Annotated in this window: 15 protein-coding genes; 7 read left to right on the top strand and 8 right to left on the bottom strand. The window is 64.3% G+C overall.

Annotated elements, in window-relative coordinates; all coding sequences use genetic code 11:
• The first annotated feature begins 101 nt into the window (after positions 1 to 101).
• Positions 102 to 3,161, top strand: coding sequence for a phosphoenolpyruvate carboxylase (ppc, locus tag NCT32_RS03265; RefSeq protein ID WP_061118823.1), 3,060 nt, complete (start codon positions 102 to 104; stop codon positions 3,159 to 3,161).
• A 41-nt stretch (positions 3,162 to 3,202) separates the two neighbouring features.
• Here the strand turns inward: ppc and NCT32_RS03260 are convergent, their stop codons facing one another.
• Complete coding sequence (locus NCT32_RS03260) at positions 3,203 to 3,967, bottom strand: class I SAM-dependent methyltransferase (RefSeq protein WP_061118822.1); 765 nt, start codon at positions 3,965 to 3,967, stop codon at positions 3,203 to 3,205.
• A 110-nt stretch (positions 3,968 to 4,077) separates the two neighbouring features.
• Between NCT32_RS03260 and NCT32_RS03255 the strand changes: the two genes are divergently transcribed.
• The 3 genes from NCT32_RS03255 to NCT32_RS03245 all read left to right on the top strand — a co-directional run bounded on the left by NCT32_RS03255 (position 4,078) and on the right by NCT32_RS03245 (position 7,446).
• Positions 4,078 to 4,884, top strand: coding sequence for a helix-turn-helix transcriptional regulator (locus tag NCT32_RS03255; protein ID WP_061118821.1), 807 nt, complete (start codon positions 4,078 to 4,080; stop codon positions 4,882 to 4,884).
• Between the two features lie 69 nt (positions 4,885 to 4,953).
• A complete protein-coding gene (gene argH, locus NCT32_RS03250; protein ID WP_061118820.1) occupies positions 4,954 to 6,357 on the top strand; it encodes an argininosuccinate lyase in 1,404 nt (467 codons plus the stop codon).
• 156 nt (positions 6,358 to 6,513) lie between these two features.
• Complete coding sequence (locus NCT32_RS03245; protein WP_061118819.1) at positions 6,514 to 7,446, top strand: bestrophin family protein; 933 nt, start codon at positions 6,514 to 6,516, stop codon at positions 7,444 to 7,446.
• On the opposite strand, the gene NCT32_RS03240 is transcribed toward NCT32_RS03245, so the two are convergent.
• Positions 7,443 to 7,685: a T6SS amidase immunity protein Tai4 family protein gene (locus tag NCT32_RS03240; protein WP_250476446.1), complete on the bottom strand. Its 243-nt coding sequence runs from the start codon at positions 7,683 to 7,685 to the stop codon at positions 7,443 to 7,445. The two genes, NCT32_RS03245 and NCT32_RS03240, sit on opposite strands and share 4 nt — an antisense overlap.
• Before the next feature lie 51 nt (positions 7,686 to 7,736).
• Positions 7,737 to 7,889 (bottom strand): hypothetical protein, encoded by a 153-nt coding sequence (locus NCT32_RS03235; RefSeq protein ID WP_311765917.1) that lies wholly within the window; start codon positions 7,887 to 7,889, stop codon positions 7,737 to 7,739.
• Positions 7,890 to 8,154: 265 nt separating this feature from the next.
• Here NCT32_RS03235 and gstA point away from each other — a divergent pair, with 265 nt between their 5' ends.
• Positions 8,155 to 8,760: a glutathione transferase GstA gene (gene gstA / locus NCT32_RS03230; RefSeq protein ID WP_061118817.1), complete on the top strand. Its 606-nt coding sequence runs from the start codon at positions 8,155 to 8,157 to the stop codon at positions 8,758 to 8,760.
• Between the two features lie 75 nt (positions 8,761 to 8,835).
• Here the strand turns inward: gstA and NCT32_RS03225 are convergent, their stop codons facing one another.
• From NCT32_RS03225 to apbC, 4 genes are all read right to left on the bottom strand, one after another.
• A complete protein-coding gene (locus NCT32_RS03225; protein WP_061118909.1) occupies positions 8,836 to 11,121 on the bottom strand; it encodes an arginine/lysine/ornithine decarboxylase in 2,286 nt (761 codons plus the stop codon).
• Positions 11,122 to 11,225: 104 nt separating this feature from the next.
• Positions 11,226 to 11,795 (bottom strand): dCTP deaminase, encoded by a 570-nt coding sequence (gene dcd, locus NCT32_RS03220; protein WP_061118816.1) that lies wholly within the window; start codon positions 11,793 to 11,795, stop codon positions 11,226 to 11,228.
• A 161-nt stretch (positions 11,796 to 11,956) separates the two neighbouring features.
• Positions 11,957 to 12,490, bottom strand: coding sequence for a superoxide dismutase family protein (locus NCT32_RS03215; protein WP_061118815.1), 534 nt, complete (start codon positions 12,488 to 12,490; stop codon positions 11,957 to 11,959).
• Positions 12,491 to 12,609: 119 nt separating this feature from the next.
• Positions 12,610 to 13,698: an iron-sulfur cluster carrier protein ApbC gene (gene apbC, locus NCT32_RS03210; protein ID WP_061118814.1), complete on the bottom strand. Its 1,089-nt coding sequence runs from the start codon at positions 13,696 to 13,698 to the stop codon at positions 12,610 to 12,612.
• A gap of 264 nt (positions 13,699 to 13,962) precedes the next feature.
• Here apbC and NCT32_RS03205 point away from each other — a divergent pair, with 264 nt between their 5' ends.
• Positions 13,963 to 14,619 carry an OmpA family protein gene (locus tag NCT32_RS03205; RefSeq protein WP_061118813.1) on the top strand — a complete coding sequence of 219 codons (657 nt, stop codon included), beginning with the start codon at positions 13,963 to 13,965 and terminating at the stop codon, positions 14,617 to 14,619.
• Between the two features lie 467 nt (positions 14,620 to 15,086).
• Positions 15,087 to 17,213, top strand: a complete 2,127-nt coding sequence (gene metG, locus NCT32_RS03200) for a methionine--tRNA ligase (RefSeq protein ID WP_250489882.1) — start codon at positions 15,087 to 15,089, stop codon at positions 17,211 to 17,213.
• Positions 17,214 to 17,292: 79 nt separating this feature from the next.
• On the opposite strand, the gene NCT32_RS03195 is transcribed toward metG, so the two are convergent.
• Positions 17,293 to 21,393 (bottom strand): translocation/assembly module TamB domain-containing protein, encoded by a 4,101-nt coding sequence (locus NCT32_RS03195; protein ID WP_061118812.1) that lies wholly within the window; start codon positions 21,391 to 21,393, stop codon positions 17,293 to 17,295.

Below are 21,393 nucleotides of genomic sequence, written 5' to 3'. Positions count from 1 at the left end.
CGTTCGCACGGCCTGCGGTTTCCTGCCCGATGCAGCGCCCGTCCGGGTTGCCGTATCGCGTCGATGTGCCCTGGCTTCGCAGCTTCTGAGAGGAACCCAACGTGACGTCTTCTGGATCGGCTCGCCCGGCGCGCCGCAACGCCGCATTGCCCAAGTCTTCCTCCTCCGACGCGCCCCGTTCGGCGTCGTCGCCCATCGTCACGAAGGCCGCCACGGCCGTGAAGGCATCGAAAGCGGCTATCGCGCCGAAACCGAGGCCAGGCGTCAAGGCCGCGGCCAAACGCGTTGCGACCAGGGCGAAGGCGCCGCGCGCCAACGGCGCAGCCGCTCCGAAATCCGCGAGCCGCACGCGCGACGACAAGGACCGCCCGCTCTTCGAGGACATCCGCTTCCTCGGCCGCCTGCTCGGTGAAGTGCTGCGCGAGCAGGAAGGCGACGCCGTGTTCGACGTGGTGGAAGCCATTCGTCAGACGGCCGTGAAGTTTCGCCGCGAAGACGACAGCGAAGCCGCACAGACGCTGGAGAAGAAGCTGCGCGCGTTGTCGCCGGAGCAGACGGTGTCCGTCGTACGCGCGTTCAGCTATTTCTCGCATCTCGCGAACATCGCGGAAGACCGGCATCACAACCGCCGCCGCCGCATTCACGCGCTCGCCGGCTCGGTCCCGCAGCCGGGCACGATCGCCTATGCAATCGAGCGCATGCGCGAGCACAAGAACATCAGCGCGACGCGCAAGCTGCTGGAGAAGTTCTTCGGCGATGCGCTGATCGTGCCGGTCCTCACCGCGCACCCGACCGAGGTCTCGCGCAAGAGCATTCTCGATGCGCAACATGACATCGCGCGACTGCTCGCGGAGCGCGATCAGGAACTGACGGCGCGCGAGCGCGCCCAGAACGAAGCCGTGCTGCGCGCGCGGGTGACCTCGCTGTGGCAGACGCGCATGTTGCGCGACGCGCGGCTCTCCGTCACCGATGAAATCGACAACGCGCTGTCCTACTATCGCGCGACCTTCCTCGCGGAGATTCCCGCGCTCTATGCCGATATCGAAGGCGCACTCGCCGAGCACGGCCTGCCCGTGCGCCTGCCGCCGTTCTTCCAGATGGGAAGCTGGATCGGCGGCGACCGCGACGGCAATCCGTTCGTCACCGGCGAGACGCTCGAAACCGCGATCACGCGTCAGGCGATCGTGATCTTCGAACACTATCTGGAAGAGACGCACAAGCTCGGCGCGGAATTGTCCGTGTCGAACCTGCTCGCCGGTTCGAGCGATGCGTTGAAGGCGCTCGCCGATGCCTCGCCGGATCAGTCGCCGCATCGCACGGACGAGCCGTATCGGCGCGCGCTCATCGGCATCTATACGCGGCTTGCGGCGAGCGCTCGCGTGCGGCTCGGCGAAGGCGTCGTCGCGGTGCGCAGCGCGGGTCCGGGCGCGCCGCAGATTCGCGCGAAGCCCTACGCCGACGCCTCCGAATTCGTGCGCGACCTGCACGTGCTGGTCGACTCGCTCGCGGAGCATCACGGCGCGTCGATGTCGATCCTGCGCCTGTCGCCGCTCGCGCGCGCCGCGGAAGTGTTCGGCTTTCATCTCGCGAGCATCGACTTGCGGCAGAGCTCGGATATCCACGAGGCGGTCGTCGCGGAGTTGCTCGCGCGCGCGGGCGTCGCCGCCGATTACGCATCGCTCCCCGAGGAGCAGAAGCGCGAGGTGCTGCTGAAGGAACTGGCGCAGCCGCGTCCGCTGCGTCTGCCTTACGCCGAATATTCCGATCTCGCGAAGAGCGAACTCGGCGTGCTCGAAACCGCGCGCGAGACGCGCCAGAAGTTCGGCGCGCGCGCGGTGCGCAACTACATCATCTCGCACACCGAGACCGTCAGCGACCTGCTGGAAGTGATGCTGCTGCAGAAGGAAACCGGCGTGCTGCGAGGCTGCCTCGGCGCCAAGGACGACTCCCCGCGCGACGGCCTGATGGTGATTCCGCTCTTCGAGACCATCGCGGACTTGCGCAATGCGCCGGTCATCATGGGCGAGTTCTTCGCGCTGCCGGGCATCGACAAGCTGATCGAGAATCAGGGCAACGAGCAGGAAGTGATGCTCGGGTATTCCGACAGCAACAAGGACGGCGGCTTCCTCACGTCGAACTGGGAGCTGTATCGCGCGGAACTGGCGCTGGTCACGCTCTTCAAGGAACGCGGCACGACCCTGCGTCTGTTCCACGGCCGCGGCGGCACGGTCGGGCGCGGCGGCGGCCCGACCTATCAGGCGATCCTGTCGCAGCCGCCCGGCACCGTCGACGGACAAATCCGCCTGACCGAGCAAGGCGAAGTGATCGCGAGCAAGTTCGCCAACGCGGAAATCGGGCGGCGCAATCTGGAGACGGTCGTCGCCGCGACGCTCGAAGCATCGCTGCTGCCGCACGAGAACGCGCCCGCGCAGTTGCCGCAATTCGAAGCGACGATGCAAACGCTCTCCGATTCGGCGATGGCCGCGTACCGCGCGCTCGTCTACGAGACGCCCGGCTTCACCGACTACTTCTTCCTCTCGACGCCGATCTCGGAAATCGCGGAGCTGAACATCGGCAGCCGGCCGGCGTCGCGCAAGCTGCAGGATCCGAAGCAGCGCAAGATCGAGGATCTGCGCGCGATTCCGTGGGGCTTTTCATGGGGTCAGTGCCGTTTGCTGCTGACGGGCTGGTACGGCTTCGGCAGCGCGGTGACGGCGTATCTCGATAAGTCCGGCTCCGACGACGAACGCGCGAAGCGCCTCGCCACGCTTCGCAAGATGCACAAGACGTGGCCGTTCTTCAAGAACCTGCTGTCGAACATGGACATGGTGCTCGCGAAGACGGATCTCGCGGTTGCGTCGCGCTATGCGCAGCTCGTCACCGACAGAAAGCTGCGCAAGACCGTGTTCGACAAGATCGTCGCGGAGCATGAGCGCACGTCGAACGTGCTCGCGGAAATCACCGGCAAAGGCGAGCGACTCTCCGACAACCCGCTGCTCGCGCGCTCGATCAAGAACCGCTTCCCGTATCTCGATCCGCTCAACCACTTGCAGGTCGAGCTGCTTAAGCGCCACCGCGCGGGCGATCAGAACGTGCGCCTGCGTCGCGGGATTCACCTGACGATCAACGGGATCGCCGCGGGTTTGCGCAATACGGGTTGATTGAGGACGGCGTCGTGCGGTGCCGCGCGACGCCGTTTTTCTCAATCCCTTCGTTTCGCCTCGATCATCATCGCGTCCAGCTCGAACGAGCAATCGTCCTTCACGCCGAAATACTGGCGCACTTCATCGGGCGCACTTTTCCACATCGATCTGATTGCCGTCACGCGCTCGGCCGGCGTGCGCATGCGCGTCACCCACGACTCGAACTCCAGCGGAATGCGCCAGCGCTCCGTCACCTGCGCGTCGAAACCGGCGGCGTCGAGCATGGCGATCCATTCGTCGGCGCGATAGTCGCGGATGTGCGACGCATCGCGCAGGAGTTCGATCGCCTGGATGTGCGTGTCGTAAAGCGGATCGTCGATGCCCGCGATATCGATGAACCTGAGCCGCCCGCCCGGCTTCAGCACGCGATGCGCTTCCTTCAACGCGGCCGGCACGTCCCGCCAGTGGTGCGCGCTCATGCGGCTCACGGCCCAGTTGAACGTGCCGTCGGCGAACGGCAGCGTTTCAGCGGCGCCTTGCTGTGTCCGGATCGTCGTCAGACCGCGTTCCTTCGCGGCGGCCTCGACCGTCGCGAGCATCTGCGGCGCGATGTCGTACGCGACGATCTCGCGTACATGCGGCGCGATCGCGAAGCTCGCGTGACCCGCGCCGCAGCCCATGTCGAGCACGACCGCGTTGCCGCACGTGGCCGCGAAAGTCGCGGCAAGGCTCTGCAGATCGGCACCGCTCGCGTGGACGGCGCTCGTGAGATAGGCGGCGGCCGTGCTGCCGAATGCGTCGGCGACCTGATCGTGGTGTTTCATCGCGTTCTCCGGTTCGATGTGGGGAAGGTCTGCCGCTACAATAGAGCCCGCTTTGTACCAGTACAAGTTGTGAATGTATCCTGGTATATAAACCACCTGTCGACGTTTGAATGAACCTCACCGACAAAAACGAACCCCTCGCCGAAACGCCCGCGCATGCGCTCGGGGAATTTATCCGCGCGCATCGCGAAAGGCTGTCGCCGCAGGCAGTCGGCCTCGCGGGCGGTCCGCGCCGCCGCACGCCCGGCCTGCGCCGGGAGGAAGTCGCGCAATTGTGCGGCGTGAGCCCGACCTGGTACACCTGGATCGAGCAGGGCCGTCCGGTGTCCGCTTCCGCCGATGCACTTGCGCGTATCGCCGTCGCGCTGCAGTTGTCGCGCGCCGAACGCGCGTATCTGTTCGAGCTCGCCGCCCAGCGCGACCCCGCCGAGCCCGATCCCGCCAGCCAGGACGCGCCCGCCGCGCTGCTGCAGACGGTCGCGCTGATCGGCGCACCGGCCTATGTGCTCGACCGCCAGTGGAACGCGCTGCGCTGGAACGAGCATGCGTCGGCGCTGTTCGTCGGCTGGCTGGACGGCGACCATGACCGCAATCTTCTGACCTACACGTTCACGTCGCCGGCGGCGCGCGCGCTGATCGTCGATTGGGAGACGCGCGCGCGACGCCTCGCCGCCGAATTCCGCGCCGATTCGATCCGCCATCTGAACGATGCGCCGACCCGCGCGCTCATCGACAGTCTGAGCGCCGCGAGCGACGCCTTCGCGCGCTTCTGGGCGTCGCAGGACGTGTTCGAGCGCGAAGGTGGCGAGCGCGCGTTCAATCACCCGTCGCGCGGGCCTGTCGTGTTCAATCAGATCACGTTCAAGCCGGCTCACCGGGAGGATCTGAAGCTGGTGATTCTCGTCGGGTCCGAATAGTCCCGAATGTTAAAATTTTCGACCTCTTGAAGCCGAATCGAAGCCAAACCCTCCGCTGAGAAAATCACCATGACGTCCCAACTCCACAAAAAAGGCGAAGCCTGGTCGGCTCGCTTCTCCGAGCCGATGTCGGAGCTCGTCAAGCGCTATACGTCGTCGGTGTTCTTCGACAATCGACTTGCGCTCGTCGACATTCAGGGCTCGCTCGCGCACGCGTCGATGCTCGCGGCGCAGAAGATCATCGGCGCCGAGGATCTTGCCGCCATCGAGCGCGGCATGACGCAGATCAAGGGCGAAATCGAGCGCGGCGAGTTCGAGTGGAAGCTGGATCTGGAAGACGTGCATCTGAACATCGAAGCGCGGCTGACGGCCCTGATCGGCGATGCCGGCAAGCGCCTGCACACCGGCCGCTCGCGCAACGATCAGGTCGCAACGGATATCCGGCTGTGGCTGCGCGGCGAAATCGACCGTATCGACGACTTGCTCAAGGATTTGCGTCTCGCGCTCATCGACATGGCCGAGAAGCATTCCGACACCATCATGCCGGGCTTCACGCATCTGCAAGTGGCGCAGCCGGTGACGTTCGGTCATCACCTTCTCGCCTACGTCGAGATGTTTTCGCGCGATGCCGAGCGCATGCGCGATCTGCGCCGTCGCGTGAACCGTCTGCCGCTGGGCGCGGCGGCGCTGGCCGGCACGAGCTATCCGATCGATCGTCACGCGGTCGCGAAGACGCTCGGCTTCGACGGCATCTGCACGAATTCGCTCGATGCCGTGTCCGACCGCGATTTCGCGATCGAATTCACCGCGGCGGCCGCGCTCGTCATGACGCACGTGTCGCGCTTCTCCGAAGAACTCGTGCTGTGGATGAGCCCGCGCGTCGGCTTCATCGATCTGGCGGACCGCTTCTGCACGGGTTCGTCGATCATGCCGCAGAAGAAGAACCCCGACGTGCCCGAGCTCGCGCGCGGCAAGACCGGCCGCGTGAACGGCCATCTCATGGCGCTGCTCACGCTGATGAAAGGCCAGCCGCTCGCGTACAACAAGGACAATCAGGAAGACAAGGAACCGCTGTTCGATACCGTCGATACGGTCGCGGACACGCTGCGCATCTTCGCGGAAATGGCGGCCGGCATCACCGTGAAGCCGCAAGCGATGCGCGCGGCGGCACTGCAAGGCTTCTCGACCGCCACCGATCTCGCGGATTACCTCGTGAAGCGCGGCCTGCCCTTCCGTGACGCGCACGAAGCGGTCGCGCATGCCGTGCGCATTTGCGTGGATCGCGAGTGCGATATCGCCGACCTGTCGCTCGAAGAAATGCGTCGCGAACTGCCGAACGTCGCACATCTGATCGGTGAGGACGTGTTCGAGTATCTGACGCTCGAGGGATCGGTCGCGAGCCGCAATCACCCAGGCGGCACCGCGCCGGATCAGGTGCGCGCGGCGGCGAAGGCGGCGCGCGCGGCGCTTTGATCGCATTGCCAGTCGTCACCTTTGCCTCGTGACATCGAGGGCCGTTCGCAAGGACGGCCTTTTTATTGCCGGACGCGGCGTCACGTCCCTGCTCGGCGCCCGGCATTTCCGAGATAATCGGATGTCACGCACTCGCGCTTATCGAAACGCTCCGTCATGATCATCCGCCCCGCGCTCAACTGGTTTCGACTGCTGTTCGTGTGGCGCGGCTCTGTCCTGCCGCAACTGCTGCCGCGCCTCGGGCTGATCTTCGCGCTTTCGGTGGCGGCGATCTTCATGCACGACCACATGCGCTACTATCCGATCGGGCTCGGCACGCCGCCGTTCGCGCTCGTGGGCATCGCGCTCGCCGTGTTTCTCGGGTTTCGCAATAGCGCGAGTTACGAGCGCTGGTGGGAAGGCCGGAAGCTGTGGGGAACGTTGCTCAATACGTCGCGCGCGCTGGCGCAGCAAGTGCTGTCGCTGCCGGCGCCTCCCGAGCGCGGTCAGTCGCATCGCTTCCTCGCGGCGCTCGGAGCACTGGCGCATGCGCTTCGACATCAGTTGCGCGGCACCGATGCGCTCGCCGATCTTTCTCCGCGATTGCCATCCGAACTGCACGCGCGCGTCGCGGCGGCGAAATACCGGCCCGCGATGATTCTGCTCTTGCTCGGCGAGTGGGTCGCGGAACGCCGGCGCGAAGGCGCGCTCGACGGCTATGCGATGCTCGCGATTCAGCACAATCTGAACGCGCTTTCCGATGTGATCGGCGGATGCGAGCGCATTGCGAGCACGCCGCTGCCGTTTTCCTACTCGGTGATGATTCATCGCACGATCTATCTCTTCTGTGTGATGCTGCCGTTCGGGCTGGTCGATGGCGCGGGTGTGCTCACGCCGTTGTTCGCGCTGCTCGTCGCGTATGCGTTCATGGCGCTGGAAGCGATCGCCGCGCAGATCGAAGATCCGTTCGGACTCGAAGAGAACGACCTCGCGCTGAACGCGATGTGCGAGAGCATCGAGATCGCGCTGCACGATATGGCCGACGATGCCGAGTTCGCGATGCCGCCGGCTGCCGGCCCGACGTTGCAGGGAAAGTTCGTGATCGATTAACGGGCTCGCGACTTCGAGCGGGTCACCTTCGAGGCCAGATCGTGCAGTGCATCGCTTTCGAAGAAACCGATGCATTTCTTCGTGCCGAACTCCGATTCGATCGAACCGCCGTACTTACGGTTCGCGTGCTCGGTCGCCAGGCGGTCGATGGCGTCGTAGGCCCCGATCGGCAAATCGCCCGCCTCCAGATAAGCGCTTGCGGAGGCGTTCGCGTCGTTCCTGGCTGACTGAGGTCGCACTCGCAAGTTGGCTCAAGGCGAGGAGCGTGGGACCAGCGGTCCTCGCAAAATTTAATGCAGCACCCATAGCGACGCCGTCTCCGGAACAAAGAGGCCGTTGTCAGGGTCGCGAAGCAAGTGACATGCATCCGAGCAGAAACTTCCGTCCCACAGAGTGACATGTCCTCGCGCATTGGACCAGCCGTGTCCTTTCACGACGATGATTCCTTTCCGACTTCCGCGACACTGACTCGCACTGCGGAGAAAGCAGACAGGCGCCGGCGAACGAAGGCCTTGTACCCATACGTCCCCTCAAAATCGATCGAAAACAAACCGATCCTATACTTCGCAATCCAAAACAAATGCACGAAGAGTCCGATTTCTTGCAAGCCTTTATCTCCACCCACGACACAGACAATTTCACAAACCATTCAGCCACGCCGAAACGAGTTCATTCATAATCGTGCCGACTCATCCTGGAGAAATTGTTTTGAAACTGTTCTACAAAGCAGGCGCCTGTTCCCTCGCATCGCACATCGCGCTTGAAGAATCGGGGCTGCCTTATGAAATCGAAGCCGTCGATCTCAAGACCAAACTCACCGCGAGCGGCGCGGATTTCAGCAAGATCAATGCGAAGGGCTACGTGCCCGCGCTCCTGCTCGACAGCGGCGAGCTGCTCACCGAAGGCCCCGCGATCATGCAGTACATCGCCGACCAGGTCCCGGCGAAGCATCTCGCGCCGCTCAACGACGGCATGGCGCGTTATCGCCTGCAAAGCTGGCTGACGTTTATCGGCACGGAACTGCACAAGAACTTCTCGCCGTTCTTCAATCCGGCCGCGAGCAGCGACTGGAAAGCAGCGGCGATGGCCAATCTCGAGCGCCGTCTCGCCTACGTGGCGCAGCAAGTCGACGACAAGCAATTCCTGCTCGGCAACGAATTCAGCATCGGCGATGCGTACCTCTTCACCGTGCTCGGCTGGGCAAAGCACATCGATCTCGACCTCGGCAAGTGGCCCGCGCTGGTCGCCTATCAGGAACGTGTGGGCGCGCGTGCGGGCGTGCAAGCGGCGATGAAAGCGGAAGGCCTGATCTGAACGATCGGCGTTCCTGAAACGACAAACGGCCCGTTCTGAACGGGCCGTTTGTTTTTGCAACGGGTCAGCGAAACATCAATCGCGCACGCAATCGACGAAATACTCGATACGCCCGTTGATCATCTCGCCGACGAGCCCGTGAATATCCGTGTGGAATCCCGGGAACCGCTCGTTGAACTCGCGCGCGAAACGCAGATAATCGACGATCGTGCGATTGAAGCGCTCGCCCGGAATCAGCAAGGGGATGCCCGGCGGATACGGCGTGAGCAGGATCGACGTGACGCGGCCTTCGAGTTCGTCGATCGGCACGCGGTCGATCTCACGGTGCGCGAGCTTCGCAAACGCTTCTGACGGTTTCATCGCCGGTTCCATGCTCGACAGATACATCTCCGTCGTCAGACGCGCGATATTGTTCGCGCGATAGACGCTGTGAATCTGCCCGCACAGATCGCGCAGGCCGATGCGCTCATACGACGGATGCTGCGCGACGAACTCCGGCAGCACGCGCCACAGCGGCTGATTGTTGTCGTAGTCGTCCTTGAACTGCTGAAGCTCGGTGACCATCGAGTTCCAGCGGCCCTTCGTGATGCCGATCGTGAACATGATGAAGAACGAGTAAAGCCCCGTCTTTTCCACGATGATGCCGTGCTCCGCCAGATATTTCGTCACGATCGCGGCCGGGATGCCGCTCTCGCCGAACTCGCCGTCCACGTCGAGTCCCGGCGTGATGATCGTCGCCTTGATCGGGTCGAGCATGTTGAAGTTTTCGGCGAGCGCGCCGAAGCCGTGCCAGCGGTCGTTTGGCTTCAGCATCCAGTCCTCGCGATCGCCGATACCCTCTTCCGCCAGCGCATCCGGACCCCAGACCTTGAAGAACCAGTCCTCGCCGTATTCGGCATCGACCTTGCGCATCGCGCGGCGAAAATCGAGCGCTTCGGCAATCGATTCCTCGACGAGCGCCGTGCCGCCCGGCGCCTCCATCATCGCGGCGGCGACATCGCATGACGCGATGATCGCGTATTGCGGCGAGGTCGACGTGTGCATCAGATACGCCTCGTTGAAACGATGGCGGTCGAACGTGCTGTTCTCGCTGTCCTGCACGAGAATCTGCGACGCCTGCGAAATGCCGGCGAGCAGCTTGTGCGTCGAGTGCGTCGCGAACACGAGTGCGCCCGTGCGCGGACGGCCCGCGCCGATCGCGTGCATGTCCTGATAGAACGAGTGGAACTCGGCGTGCGGCAGCCAGGCTTCGTCGAAGTGCAGCGTGTCGAGCATGTCGCCGAGCAGATCCTTGATCATCTCGACGTTGTAGATCACGCCGTCATACGTGCTCTGGGTGATCGTCAGAATGCGCGGCTTGATCTTCGGGTTCTTCGCGAGCGCCTCGCGGGCGAACGGATTCGCCTCGATCTTCCTGCGAATGTTTTCCGGCTTGAATTCGTCGCGCGGAATCGGCCCGATGATGCCGAAATGGTTGCGCGTCGGCGTGAGGAACACCGGGATCGCGCCGGTCATCGTGATCGCGTGCAGGATCGACTTGTGGCAGTTGCGGTCGACCAGGACGATATCGCCCGGCGCGACGGTCGCGTGCCACACGATCTTGTTCGACGTCGACGTGCCATTGGTCACGAAAAAGAGATGATCCGCGCTGAAGATGCGCGCCGCGTTACGCTCGGACGCCGCGACCGGACCGGTGTGATCGAGCAGCTGGCCGAGTTCGTCGACGGCATTGCACACGTCCGCGCGCAGCATGTTCTCGCCGAAGAACTGGTGAAACATCTGCCCGAGCGGATTCTTCAGGAACGCAACGCCGCCCGAGTGTCCGGGACAGTGCCACGAATACGAGCCCTCCTCCGCGTACTGCACCAGTTCCTTGAAGAACGGCGGCGCGAGCGAATCGAGATACACCTTCGCCTCGCGGATCACGTGTCGCGCGACGAATTCGGGCGTGTCCTCGAACATGTGGATGAAGCCGTGCAGCTCGCGCAGGATGTCGTTGGGCAAGTGGCGCGAGGTGCGCGTTTCGCCGTACAGGAAGATGGGGATATCGGCGTTGCGGCGGCGCACGGCGTTGATGAACGCGCGCAGCGCGACGATGGCCGATGCCAGCTCGGGCGTGTCGCCCTCCACGACGACGTTGTCCGCGTAGGGCAGCAGCTCGTCGTCGTCGATCGACAAGATGAAGCACGACGCGCGGCTCGACTGCTGCGCGAACGCGGCGAGGTCGCCGTAGCTCGTCAGGCCGAGGACTTCGGCGCCTTCTTTCTCGATCGCCTCGGCGAGCGCCCGGATGCCGGAACCCGAAATGTTCTCGGAGCGAAAGTCTTCGTCGATGATGACGACGGGAAAGCGGAACTTCATGAGGCGATTCTCCAAATGGAACGACCGCTGCCCGAGTCTTATCTCGAAGCCAGCGGTCCTTCGACAAGCGTTTGCCGTATGCGTTTCTTAAAGCGCGGCGATGATCAGGTTTTCGGCAGCGTCACGCCGTGCTGCCCTTGATACTTCCCGCCGCGATCCGCGTACGATGTCTCGCACATTTCATCGCTTTCGAAGAACAGGACTTGGGCGACGCCCTCGTTTGCGTAGATTTTGGCAGGCAAAGGTGTCGTATTCGAGAATTCGAGCGTCACGTACCCTTCCCATTCCGGCTCGAACGGCGTCACGTTGACGATGATCCCGCAGCGCGCATACGTCGATTTGCCGAGGCACACGGTCAGGCACGAGCGCGGAATGCGGAAATATTCGACCGTGCGTGCGAGCGCGAAGGAATTCGGCGGAATGATGCAGACATCGCCCTTGAAGTCGACGAACGATTTCTCGTCGAAGTTCTTCGGATCGACGATCGTGGAATTGATGTTCGTGAAGATCTTGAATTCGTCGGCGACGCGGATGTCGTAGCCGTAGCTGGACGTGCCGTAGCTCACGATCTTGCGGCCGTCCTCGCTCACGCGCACCTGATCGCGCACGAACGGCTCGATCATTCGGTGCTCTTCGGCCATGCGGCGAATCCACTTGTCGGATTTGATGCTCATAGGGACGCTACTCAACGGTGAACGGCTCGGGTCTCGCGACCGCCGCCTGCGGTGAAACGGGCAAGGCCTCCGGCGGCGATGCTCGCCGCGCGGGCCAGACGAAAGCGCGTATTTTACGCGATCGGGCGGCAGCGGCGGGTGCGGTGCGAACGGGCGCTATGTCAGCGGCGAATTACGCCGCAAGCGAGCGCAGGCCCCACGTTGTGCGGCGCGCTCGCGTAAGGGTCCACCGCTTCGCGATGCAGCATGATCGCGCGCGAAATGACCGAGCGCACGCCGTCGAGCGACACGTCGGTCGCGACGATGAAGCCCGTCGCAGCGCCGGTCGCGTCCGCGTGGATATTGCCGAGTTCGCCTTCGACACGCGACGACGCCCGTCTGCGCTCCGACGGCAGCGCGAACACCGGGCTTGCATCCTGCTCGTTGACGGCGATGCAGTCGCCGCGCTCGTGAACGGTCAGCGCGTGATCGCTGTTCGGCGGCATGTCGGTCAGGTTGTAGGACACCTGCACACCGTCCGAGCGCTCGATCAGCGTGACGGTGCCGCGCGTCGCGTTGCCGGGCGTCGGTTGCAGCACCGCGTCTGCGCGTTTTTCGTGATTTTGGAAGATGAGGCCGCAACCGCTCAGCATGACGCTGCAAGCGGTCATCGCGATCAAGGCGTGAAGCGCCCTCCCGTCGAACCTGTGTCCCATGCGATCCTCTCGGCGGCCCGCCGACGCCCCGTGCGTCCACGCTGCCGCGCATCGAAGGCGACATGATACCGCGAGCCGCATTGCACAAGGCTCGCGCAGATTCGATCGAATGCTCGAAATCAGGTGTTCTGCACGACGATGCTCGGGAACTTCGAAGTCATGTCGCGCTGACGCTCGGCGATCGAAATCGCCACGCGACGCGCGATCGCGCGATACGTCTCGGCGATACGGCTTTCCGGCTGCGACACGACGCTCGGCTGGCCGGCGTCGGTGCGCTCGCGAATGGAGATATCGAGCGGCAACTGGCCGAGAATCTCGACGCCGTATTCCTTCGCCATGCGCTCGCCGCCGCCCGCGCCGAAGATGTGCTCTTCGTGACCGCAATGCGAGCAGATGTGCGTGCTCATGTTCTCGACGATGCCGAGAATCGGAATGCCGACCTTCTCGAACATTTTCAAGCCCTTCTTCGCATCGAGCAGCGCGATGTCCTGCGGCGTCGTCACGATCACCGCGCCCGTCACCGGCACCTTCTGCGACAGCGTGAGCTGGATGTCGCCCGTGCCCGGCGGCATGTCGACGACGAGGTAGTCGAGATCCTTCCAGTTGGTCTGACGCAGCAACTGCTCGAGCGCCGAGGTCACCATCGGGCCGCGCCACACCATCGGATTGTCCTGCTCGATCAGGAAGCCGATCGAATTCGCCTGGATGCCGTGACCTTCGAGCGGGTTCATCGTCTGGTTGTCGGGCGATTCGGGCCGGCCGGTGATGCCGAGCATCATCGGCAGCGAGGGGCCGTAGATGTCCGCGTCGAGCATGCCGACCGACGCGCCCTCCGCGGCGAGCGCGAGCGCGAGATTCGCGGCCGTCGTGCTCTTGCCGACGCCGCCCTTGCCCGATGCCACCGCGATGATGTTCTTGACGTTCGGCAGCAGCTTCACGCCGCGCTGCACCGCGTGGGCGACGACCTGCGACGACACGTCCACGGTCACGTTCGCGACGCCGGGCACCTGACGCAACACGCTCTGCACCTGCTCGCGGATGAGGGCGAACTGCGTTCTCGCCGGATAGCCGAGCACGACGCTCACCGCGACGTTCGCCCCGTCGACGGACACGTTGCGAATGCTCTTCGTATCGACGAACTTGCGGTTGGTGTTGGGATCGGTCAGTGTGGCGAGTGCGGTGTCGATCTTCGCGCGGTCAATGCTCATCGAAACTCCATGGAACGATTGTTGCTAGCGGCCTGCGGCGCGCAACAACAAACTGAAGAAATTGAAAGTATTTGTTAGCACCGTTGCGCGTGACGCGCGGGCACTGCACTATCCCGCTGCAAATCTTTCCGGGGACGCATCGCATCGGGCAGCCGGATGCCTCTTCTCATTATTGTAGAGGCTCATCCGGAGGCTGGTCCGAAGACCCTTTCGCACTGTCGGCGCTTCTCGCGCCGAAACGCTTGTCGATTCAAGGAGATTAAGATGAACACCAAATTCTTCACTCGTCTGTCCGTGTTCGCCGTGGCCGGGGCACTCGTCGCCGGCTGCGCTTCGCAGCAAGGCACCAACACGGCGGTCGGCACGGGCGTGGGGGCCGCAACCGGCGCGGGCATCGGCGCCATTTTCGGCGGCGGCAAGGGCGCGGCGATCGGCGCGGCCACGGGCGCGGCGGTGGGCGGCATCACCGGCTACAACTGGCAGTCGATCAAGAACAAGATTTCGGGCGACTCGAAGGGCACGGGCACGCAAGTGACCGAGCAGCAGGACGGCTCGCTCAAGGTGAACATCCCCAATTCGATTTCGTTCGATACGAACAGCTATGCAATCAAGCCGTCGTTCGATCCGGTGCTGAATTCCGTCACGCAGACGATGCAGCAGCATCCGGAGCTGATCGCAAACGTCATCGGCCATACGGACAACACCGGCCAGGCGGCTTACAACCAGACGCTGTCGCAGAACCGCGCGCAGAGCGTGGCGTCGTACATCGCGACGCACGGCGTGCCGGCGCAACGTCTCTCGGCGTCGGGCATGGGCCAGAACCAGCCGATCGCGGACAATTCGACGGAAGCCGGCCGCGCGCAGAATCGCCGCGTGGAAATCTATCTGCGTGCCACGGCGCAGCCGGGTCAGGTGCAATAAAGCAATTGATTTAAAAGGAGAATGCGTCGCCGTGAACGCGGCGGCGGAAAGCTGGAGTCCGCGGAGTTCAGTCGTCTGAAAAAAATTTGAAACTTGGACGCAGTGCCGCTGTCTTTCTCTACGGTGGGTGGATGGCGAGGCCATCACCTGCCATTCTCCTCTTGTCGTTGTTGCTCCGGGGCCCGATTGGACCCCGGTTTTTTTTGGGCGCGCGAATCGCGATCGCCAACGAGATGTTCAGCCGCTTGCCCAATGAAAGAAACGCGGCTTCCATCGCTTCGAGCTTCGACGAATGACGCGGGTCGAGCAGACGGTCGACCCGCGGCATGTGGACGTTGAGCCGCCGTAGTCAGCAAGCCTCCAATCCCGCCTTCCAACGCTGCCCCGCGCGTCCCCTCCCCCCGCCCTGCTAAAATCAAAATCCGCTTTTTCCCCAACCCCAAGCACTCGACACGGGCCGCGCCTTTATGTCAGCACCGATTTCAGCCACTGCCACCGCCGCGCCTGCCGCCTCCGCCATCGAAAGCGGCCGCCGCCAGATCCTCGTCACGTCCGCGTTGCCTTACGCGAACGGTCAGATTCATATCGGCCACATGGTCGAGTACATTCAGACGGATATCTGGGTTCGGACGCTGCGAATGCATGGCCATGAGGTCTACTACGTCGGCGCGGACGACACCCACGGCACGCCGATCATGCTGCGCGCCGAAAAGGAAGGCATCACGCCGAAACAACTCATCGAGCGCGTGTGGAAAGAGCACAAACGTGACTTCGACAGCTTCGGCATTTCGTTCGATAACTATTATTCGACCGATGCCGAGGAGAATCGCGCCCTCTGCAACACGATCTACGGCTCGCTTCAGCAAGCGGGCCTGATCGAGGCACGCGACATCGAGCAGGCCTACGATCCGGTCAAGGAAATGTTCCTGCCGGACCGCTTCATCAAGGGCCAGTGCCCGAAGTGCGGCGCAAAGGATCAATACGGCGACAACTGCGAAGTCTGCGGCTCGACCTATCAGCCGACCGAACTCATCAACCCGTATTCGGTCGTGTCGGGCGCGACGCCCATCCGCAAGACCTCGACGCATTACTTCTTCAAGCTCTCCGATCCGCGCTGCGAGGAATTCCTGCGCGGCTGGGTGAGCGGCCTCGCGCAGCCCGAAGCCACCAACAAGATGCGCGAGTGGCTCGGCGACAAGGGCGAAGCCAAGCTCGCCGACTGGGACATCTCGCGCGACTCGCCCTACTTCGGCTTCGAGATTCCGGGCGCGCCGGGCAAATACTTCTATGTCTGGGTCGACGCGCCGGTCGGCTATTACGCGAGTTTCAAGAATCTCGCGGATCGCATCGGCGTGAATTTCGACGAGTGGGTGAAGCCGGGCGCGAAGGCCGAGCAGTACCACTTCATCGGCAAGGACATTCTGTATTTCCACACGCTGTTCTGGCCGGCGATGCTGGAGTTCTCCGGTCATCGCACGCCGACCAACGTGTTCGCGCACGGCTTTCTGACCGTCGATGGCGCGAAGATGTCGAAGTCGCGCGGCACCTTCATCACCGCGCAGAGCGTGATCGACACGGGCCTGAATCCCGAGTGGCTGCGCTACTACTTCGCGGCGAAACTCAACAGCACGATGGAAGACATCGACCTGAACCTCGAAGACTTCCAGGCGCGCGTGAACAGCGATCTCGTCGGCAAATACGTGAACATCGCGAGCCGCGCGGCGGGGTTCCTCATCAAGCGCTTCGACGGCCGCGTGCAGGACAGCGCGATGCATCATCCGCTCGTCGCGCAATTGCGCGGGGCGATTGCGCAGATCGCCGGCTTCTACGAATCGCGCGAGTACGGCCGCGCGTTGCGCACGACGATGGAGCTCGCCGATGCCGTCAACGCCTACGTCGATTCCGCCAAGCCGTGGGAACAGGCGAAATACCCGGCGAACGCCGTCGCGCTGCACGAGACGTGCAGTGTGAGCCTCGAAGCGTTCCGCCTGCTGTCGCTCGCGTTGAAGCCGGTGCTGCCGAAGCTGGTGGAATCGGTCGAGGCGTTCCTCGGCATCGCGCCGCTCGTCTGGGCCGATGCCGCGAAGCCGCTGTCATCGGCCAATGCGATCAACGCGTACAAGCATCTGACGACGCGCGTCGATCCGAAACAGATCGAGGCTTTGCTGGCCGCGAATCGCGAATCGCTCGCGCCGGCCGCTGAAACGGCCGCGCCTGCCGCCAAGACCGTCGCGAAAACGCAGGACGAACCAGGCGTCATCTCCATCGACGACTTCGCGAAGGTCGATCTGCGCATTGCGAAGATCGTCGATTGCAAGACGGTCGAAGGCTCCGACAAGCTGCTGCAACTTACGCTCGACGTCGGCGAGGACAAGACACGCAACGTGTTCTCGGGCATCAAGTCGGCGTATCAGCCGCAGGATCTGATCGGCAAGCTCACCGTGATGGTCGTGAACCTCGCGCCTCGCAAAATGAAGTTCGGGCTGTCGGAGGGGATGGTGCTCGCGGCGTCGGCGACCGACGAGAAGGCCGAGCCCGGGCTCTACATTCTCGAGCCGCACAGCGGCGCGAAGCCGGGCATGCGGGTGAAGTAAGACGCGGCGAAAGCGCAATTTGAGAAACAGAAAGGGCACGCGAATCGCGTGCCCTTTTTTCGTCGAGGAGCGCGGGATGTCAGTCCGGTTCCGGCGCGGACGCGGAATCCGCCGCCGACGCCCGCGCTGCCGACGAAGACGACGCCCACAAGCGCGTCCACGAATTGAACCGCCGCGTATAGGACAGATCGACGCCCTGGTACGTCCCGCCATACGCCGTCACGGCCCAGAAGCGCGACAGGTTCAACGTAGCCTTCACCGCATTGCTCGCCGATTGCAGTCCCTGCTCATAGCCGATCACGAGCCGCTCGTTGATGGCCTTCGAGACCATCACGACCTGCGGATCGGTCAGCCCGACCTCGCTCGATCCGATCGTGAACTCGTCGAGCCCGAACGTCTGCGCGATGCGCTTGCCGCTCGTGCTGCCGAGCAACGCAAGCGCGCTCGTCATGGCGCTCTGCTGGCCGACGTTGTTGCCCTGATCCGTACCATGCCCGAACAGCAGCCACGACAGCTTTTCGTTGTCGGGCACGTTCGGCTCGGAAATCAGCTTCGCGACCGGCGCCTGCACCGTGCCTGTCACCTGAACGCCCGCCTCGACCTCCTGATTGCGCCGCATCGCAAGAATATTCAGACCCGGATTCGCGACCGGCCCGTTGAACGTGAAGAAGCCGTTCTCGATATTGAGCTTGCGCCCGAACGCCGTATACGTGGAACCCGGCGTCACGCGCACGTTGCCGACGGCGCGCAGCGGCATGTTCGGCGCGCTCATCGCCGTGATGGTGCCCGCAAGGCCGAGATCCGCGCCCGCGCCCTTGAAACGGAAGCGATCGCCGAGATTGATGGCGATATTCGCGCGCGGCGTGAACGGCCCGACCGGTTTCTCCGTCGCCGCCGTGATCGGCTGATTGCCGCCCTTGATCGTGCCATCGGGGCGCTCGATCACGACATCGTCGCCGAGTGAGGGTGCCGAGGATTCCGGCAGGTCGATGAGCGCGTGATCGACGGTGAACTTGCCGTCGATCGCCATGCCGCCCTGCAGCCCCGCGTTCGCGATGGAGGCGCTGCCCGACAGCATCAGCTCGCGGTCCGGCGACGCGAACAGTTCCAGCTTGTCGGCGATGATGCTTGCGGTCAGATCGGGTTGCTGCTGGTCGAGCCGCACCTTTCCGGTCGCGCGCAACGTGCCGCTCGCGCCGTGGAACTCGACCTTCTGCAAATCGACGAGATTCTCCGACAACGCGATCCGAATGATGCCGTCCTTGAGCTGCACGCCCTGATCGACGACCGTCGCGGACAGGTTGTCGCCGGTGAGCGAGCCCGACAGATTCGGCTTCGCGACGATCCCCGCGATCACGAGCTTGAGCGCGATCTTCCCGCCCAGCAGATAGCTCGCGCCGAGCAGCCCGCCCGTCGTGCGCAGTTCGGGAATGTTCGCGTCGATAGCGCCGGTGAGCGGCGCGTTGTCGTCGAGGGTGAGCATGCCGTCGCGATTGACGAGCGGCGTGTGCACGTTCGCCTCGATCACGCCGATACGGCTCGCCTGCGCATGCAGCGACGCGTTCAGGCGATTGCCGCCGGTGAAGTCCGCGCGCGCCACGATATCCGTGATGCCGAGCGCGGAGAGACCGCGCGTGCCGTCGATCGTCACGTCGCCGCCACGGCGCTTGACCTGCGCGTAGCCCGTCGCGGTCGCGCCGAGCGAGAAGTTCCAGTCGCCGTCGAAGACGAGGTCGGTGCGGATCGGCGGCTCCGCGCCCGTCAGTTCCTGGCGCACGTCGAGCAGGTGCGGCACGGACAGGTTCGTGAGCGTGCCCGCCGATTGCAGACGGCCGTTTTCCATTGCAAACGACTTCAGGTTCAGCACCGCGCCTTCCGCGACCAGCCGCGTTGCGCCGAGCACGAGGCGCTTCGGGCCATAACTCACCGTCAGCGGCGATTCGAGATTCAGCGACGGCGTGCCCTTGTTCGACAGCTTCGTGATCGCGCCGTCCCAGTGCGGGCCGTCGGGCGCATCGGTGAACTTGCCCGCCGCGCCGAGCGCGAGATTCACCGGCTGGCCGCGCACCTTGCCCGTCGCGGTGACGTCGAACGTGTGATGCGCGCGCGTGCCGTTCAGGTTCGCGTCGAGGTTCGCGACTTCGACGCCCTCCGTGCTCGCGTCGCGCGCCTTCAGCGTGAAGACGAGCGCGCCGTTCGCGCCGTCGCGGATATCCGCTCGGCCTTCCGCATGGCCGACGCGGTTCGCGCCGAAAACGACGCCATCGGCCTGATAGTTCGCCGCAATGTTCGGATGCGCGATCGAGCCGGTCACATCGCCGTCCGCCTTCGCCGTGCCCGCGATGCCGAAGCCGAGCCGCTCCAGCGCGGGCGCATCCACCTTGAAGCGCAGGCGGTCGCCGGGCGCGCCGAAGCTGCCGTTCAGATCGACGTTGTTGCCCGCCACCGACAGCGACGCCCTGCTCGGCAGAAGACGCGTGCCCGCGACCTGCACGGTGCCCTCGCCTGTCATCGGCAGATTGTCGTACATGCTGTCGTTCAGCTTGAACGTCGCCTTGGTCGTGAGCGTGGGCGCGAGTTGCCCCGATGCGGCCAGCGTGCCGTTCACGCGTGCTTCGATCACGCGCGCCGGCGCGGCGGGCTTCTTCGGCGCGCCTTTCTTCGCCGGCGCGGGCTTCTGCGCGATCAACTGCTGTTGCAATAACAGCGGGTTGAAGTCGACGATTCTTGCCTTCAGGTCGTAGCTCGAACTGGCGTCCTTCCTGAGCGCGCCGTTCAGTTCGACCCGACCCTTGCCGACCGCGAGCTTCACGTCGTCGAGCGAGGTTTGCTTCGGATCGAGCTTCACCTTGGCTTGCGCGCGGATCGCCGCTTTCGGGTCGTTGAGATCGGCGGTGATCGTCTGCGTGTCGCCCGCGAGCACGATGCCGATCGGCCCGGCGAAATCCGTCGGGCGCAGCGTCGGCTCGATCGCGTTCAGATCGAGCTTCGCGACTTTCAGATCGAACTTGCCCTTGCCGCCCGCGAGCGCGCCGCCGCCCGTCACGGTTGCGTTCTTCACGAGCCGCACGTTGAGATCGGTGATGCTTTGCTCGGCGGCGTCGAGCCGCACGTTCGCGCGCGCGTCGATAAGCGGCAGCAGCTTCTTGTCGATGGAACCGGGCTTCGCGTTGACGATCGACACCGGCCCGCTCACGACGAACGCCTTCGGGTCCGCGCCTTCGGCCGGCTTCACTTCGGCGCGCACGGCCAGATCGGCCTCGGGCGCGCTCGGGCTGAATGCCTGCGGATTCACGTGATCGAAGGTGACGAGCGCGGACTTGAGCGGCACGTCGGCGAAGGGCAACGCTTCGACATGCGCGCGCCCGACGAGCTTCATGCCGCTCGCATCGACGTCCGCGATCAGGTCTTCGAGCGAGCCGGACAGCCGCGCGCTCACATTCACCGCCTCGTTGTTGACCTTGCCGGCATAGCCCGCGTCGCCGGAGAGCGGGAACGGGCGCGCGCCGCCATCCAGCTTCAGCGCCGCCGTCACCGCGCCGAACGGCGTATCGAGGCGCTGAACCGTCGCCTGGTGATGCTGCCCGTCGCTGCGGCCGTTGAAAAGCAGCCGCGAGAATTCGGTGGTCGTCGTGCCCTGATGCAGGCGCAGCTTCTCGACGGAGAGATCGTCGATCGCCAGTTGAATCGGAATGCGCAGATCGTTCGGCAGTTCCGTCTTCTTGCTCGGCTCGTTCGACGGCGCGATGCGGGCATCGACCGTCCCGATGTGCAGATACCCGATCGTGAAGCGCAGCGGCTCGCGGGTGAGCGCCCAGCGGCCCGACACGCTGTCGACCGCGATGTCCGTGCCCTTGCCGTCTTTCCAGTGCACGTCGCGCAGTTGCAGGCCGGTCGCGATCGCGCCGCCGTCGAGCTTGCCGCTCAGTTGTCCTTTGAGCAGCGAGGTGGCGGCGTCCCACGCGTAGCGGGTGCCGCGCTCGGTCGTCAGCACGTAGAACACGCCGCCGACGGCGAGCGCGGCGATCAGCACGACGACGAGCACGAGCGCGCCGATCCAGCGCGCGAGACGGCGCCAGCCGCTTTTGCGCGGCGGCGTCGTCTTCGCGCCGCCGTCGCCGCCGCCTTCGTTGCCGGGGGGCGACGCTTCAGCGTCCGCTTGTTTCGTCGGGTCCGTCAT

The sequence above is a fragment of the Caballeronia sp. INML2 genome (genome assembly GCF_023631365.1).
GTDB lineage: Bacteria > Pseudomonadota > Gammaproteobacteria > Burkholderiales > Burkholderiaceae > Caballeronia > Caballeronia turbans.
Note: the sequence above shows the minus strand (reverse complement) of the source record. Positions and strands in the feature narration are given on the sequence as shown.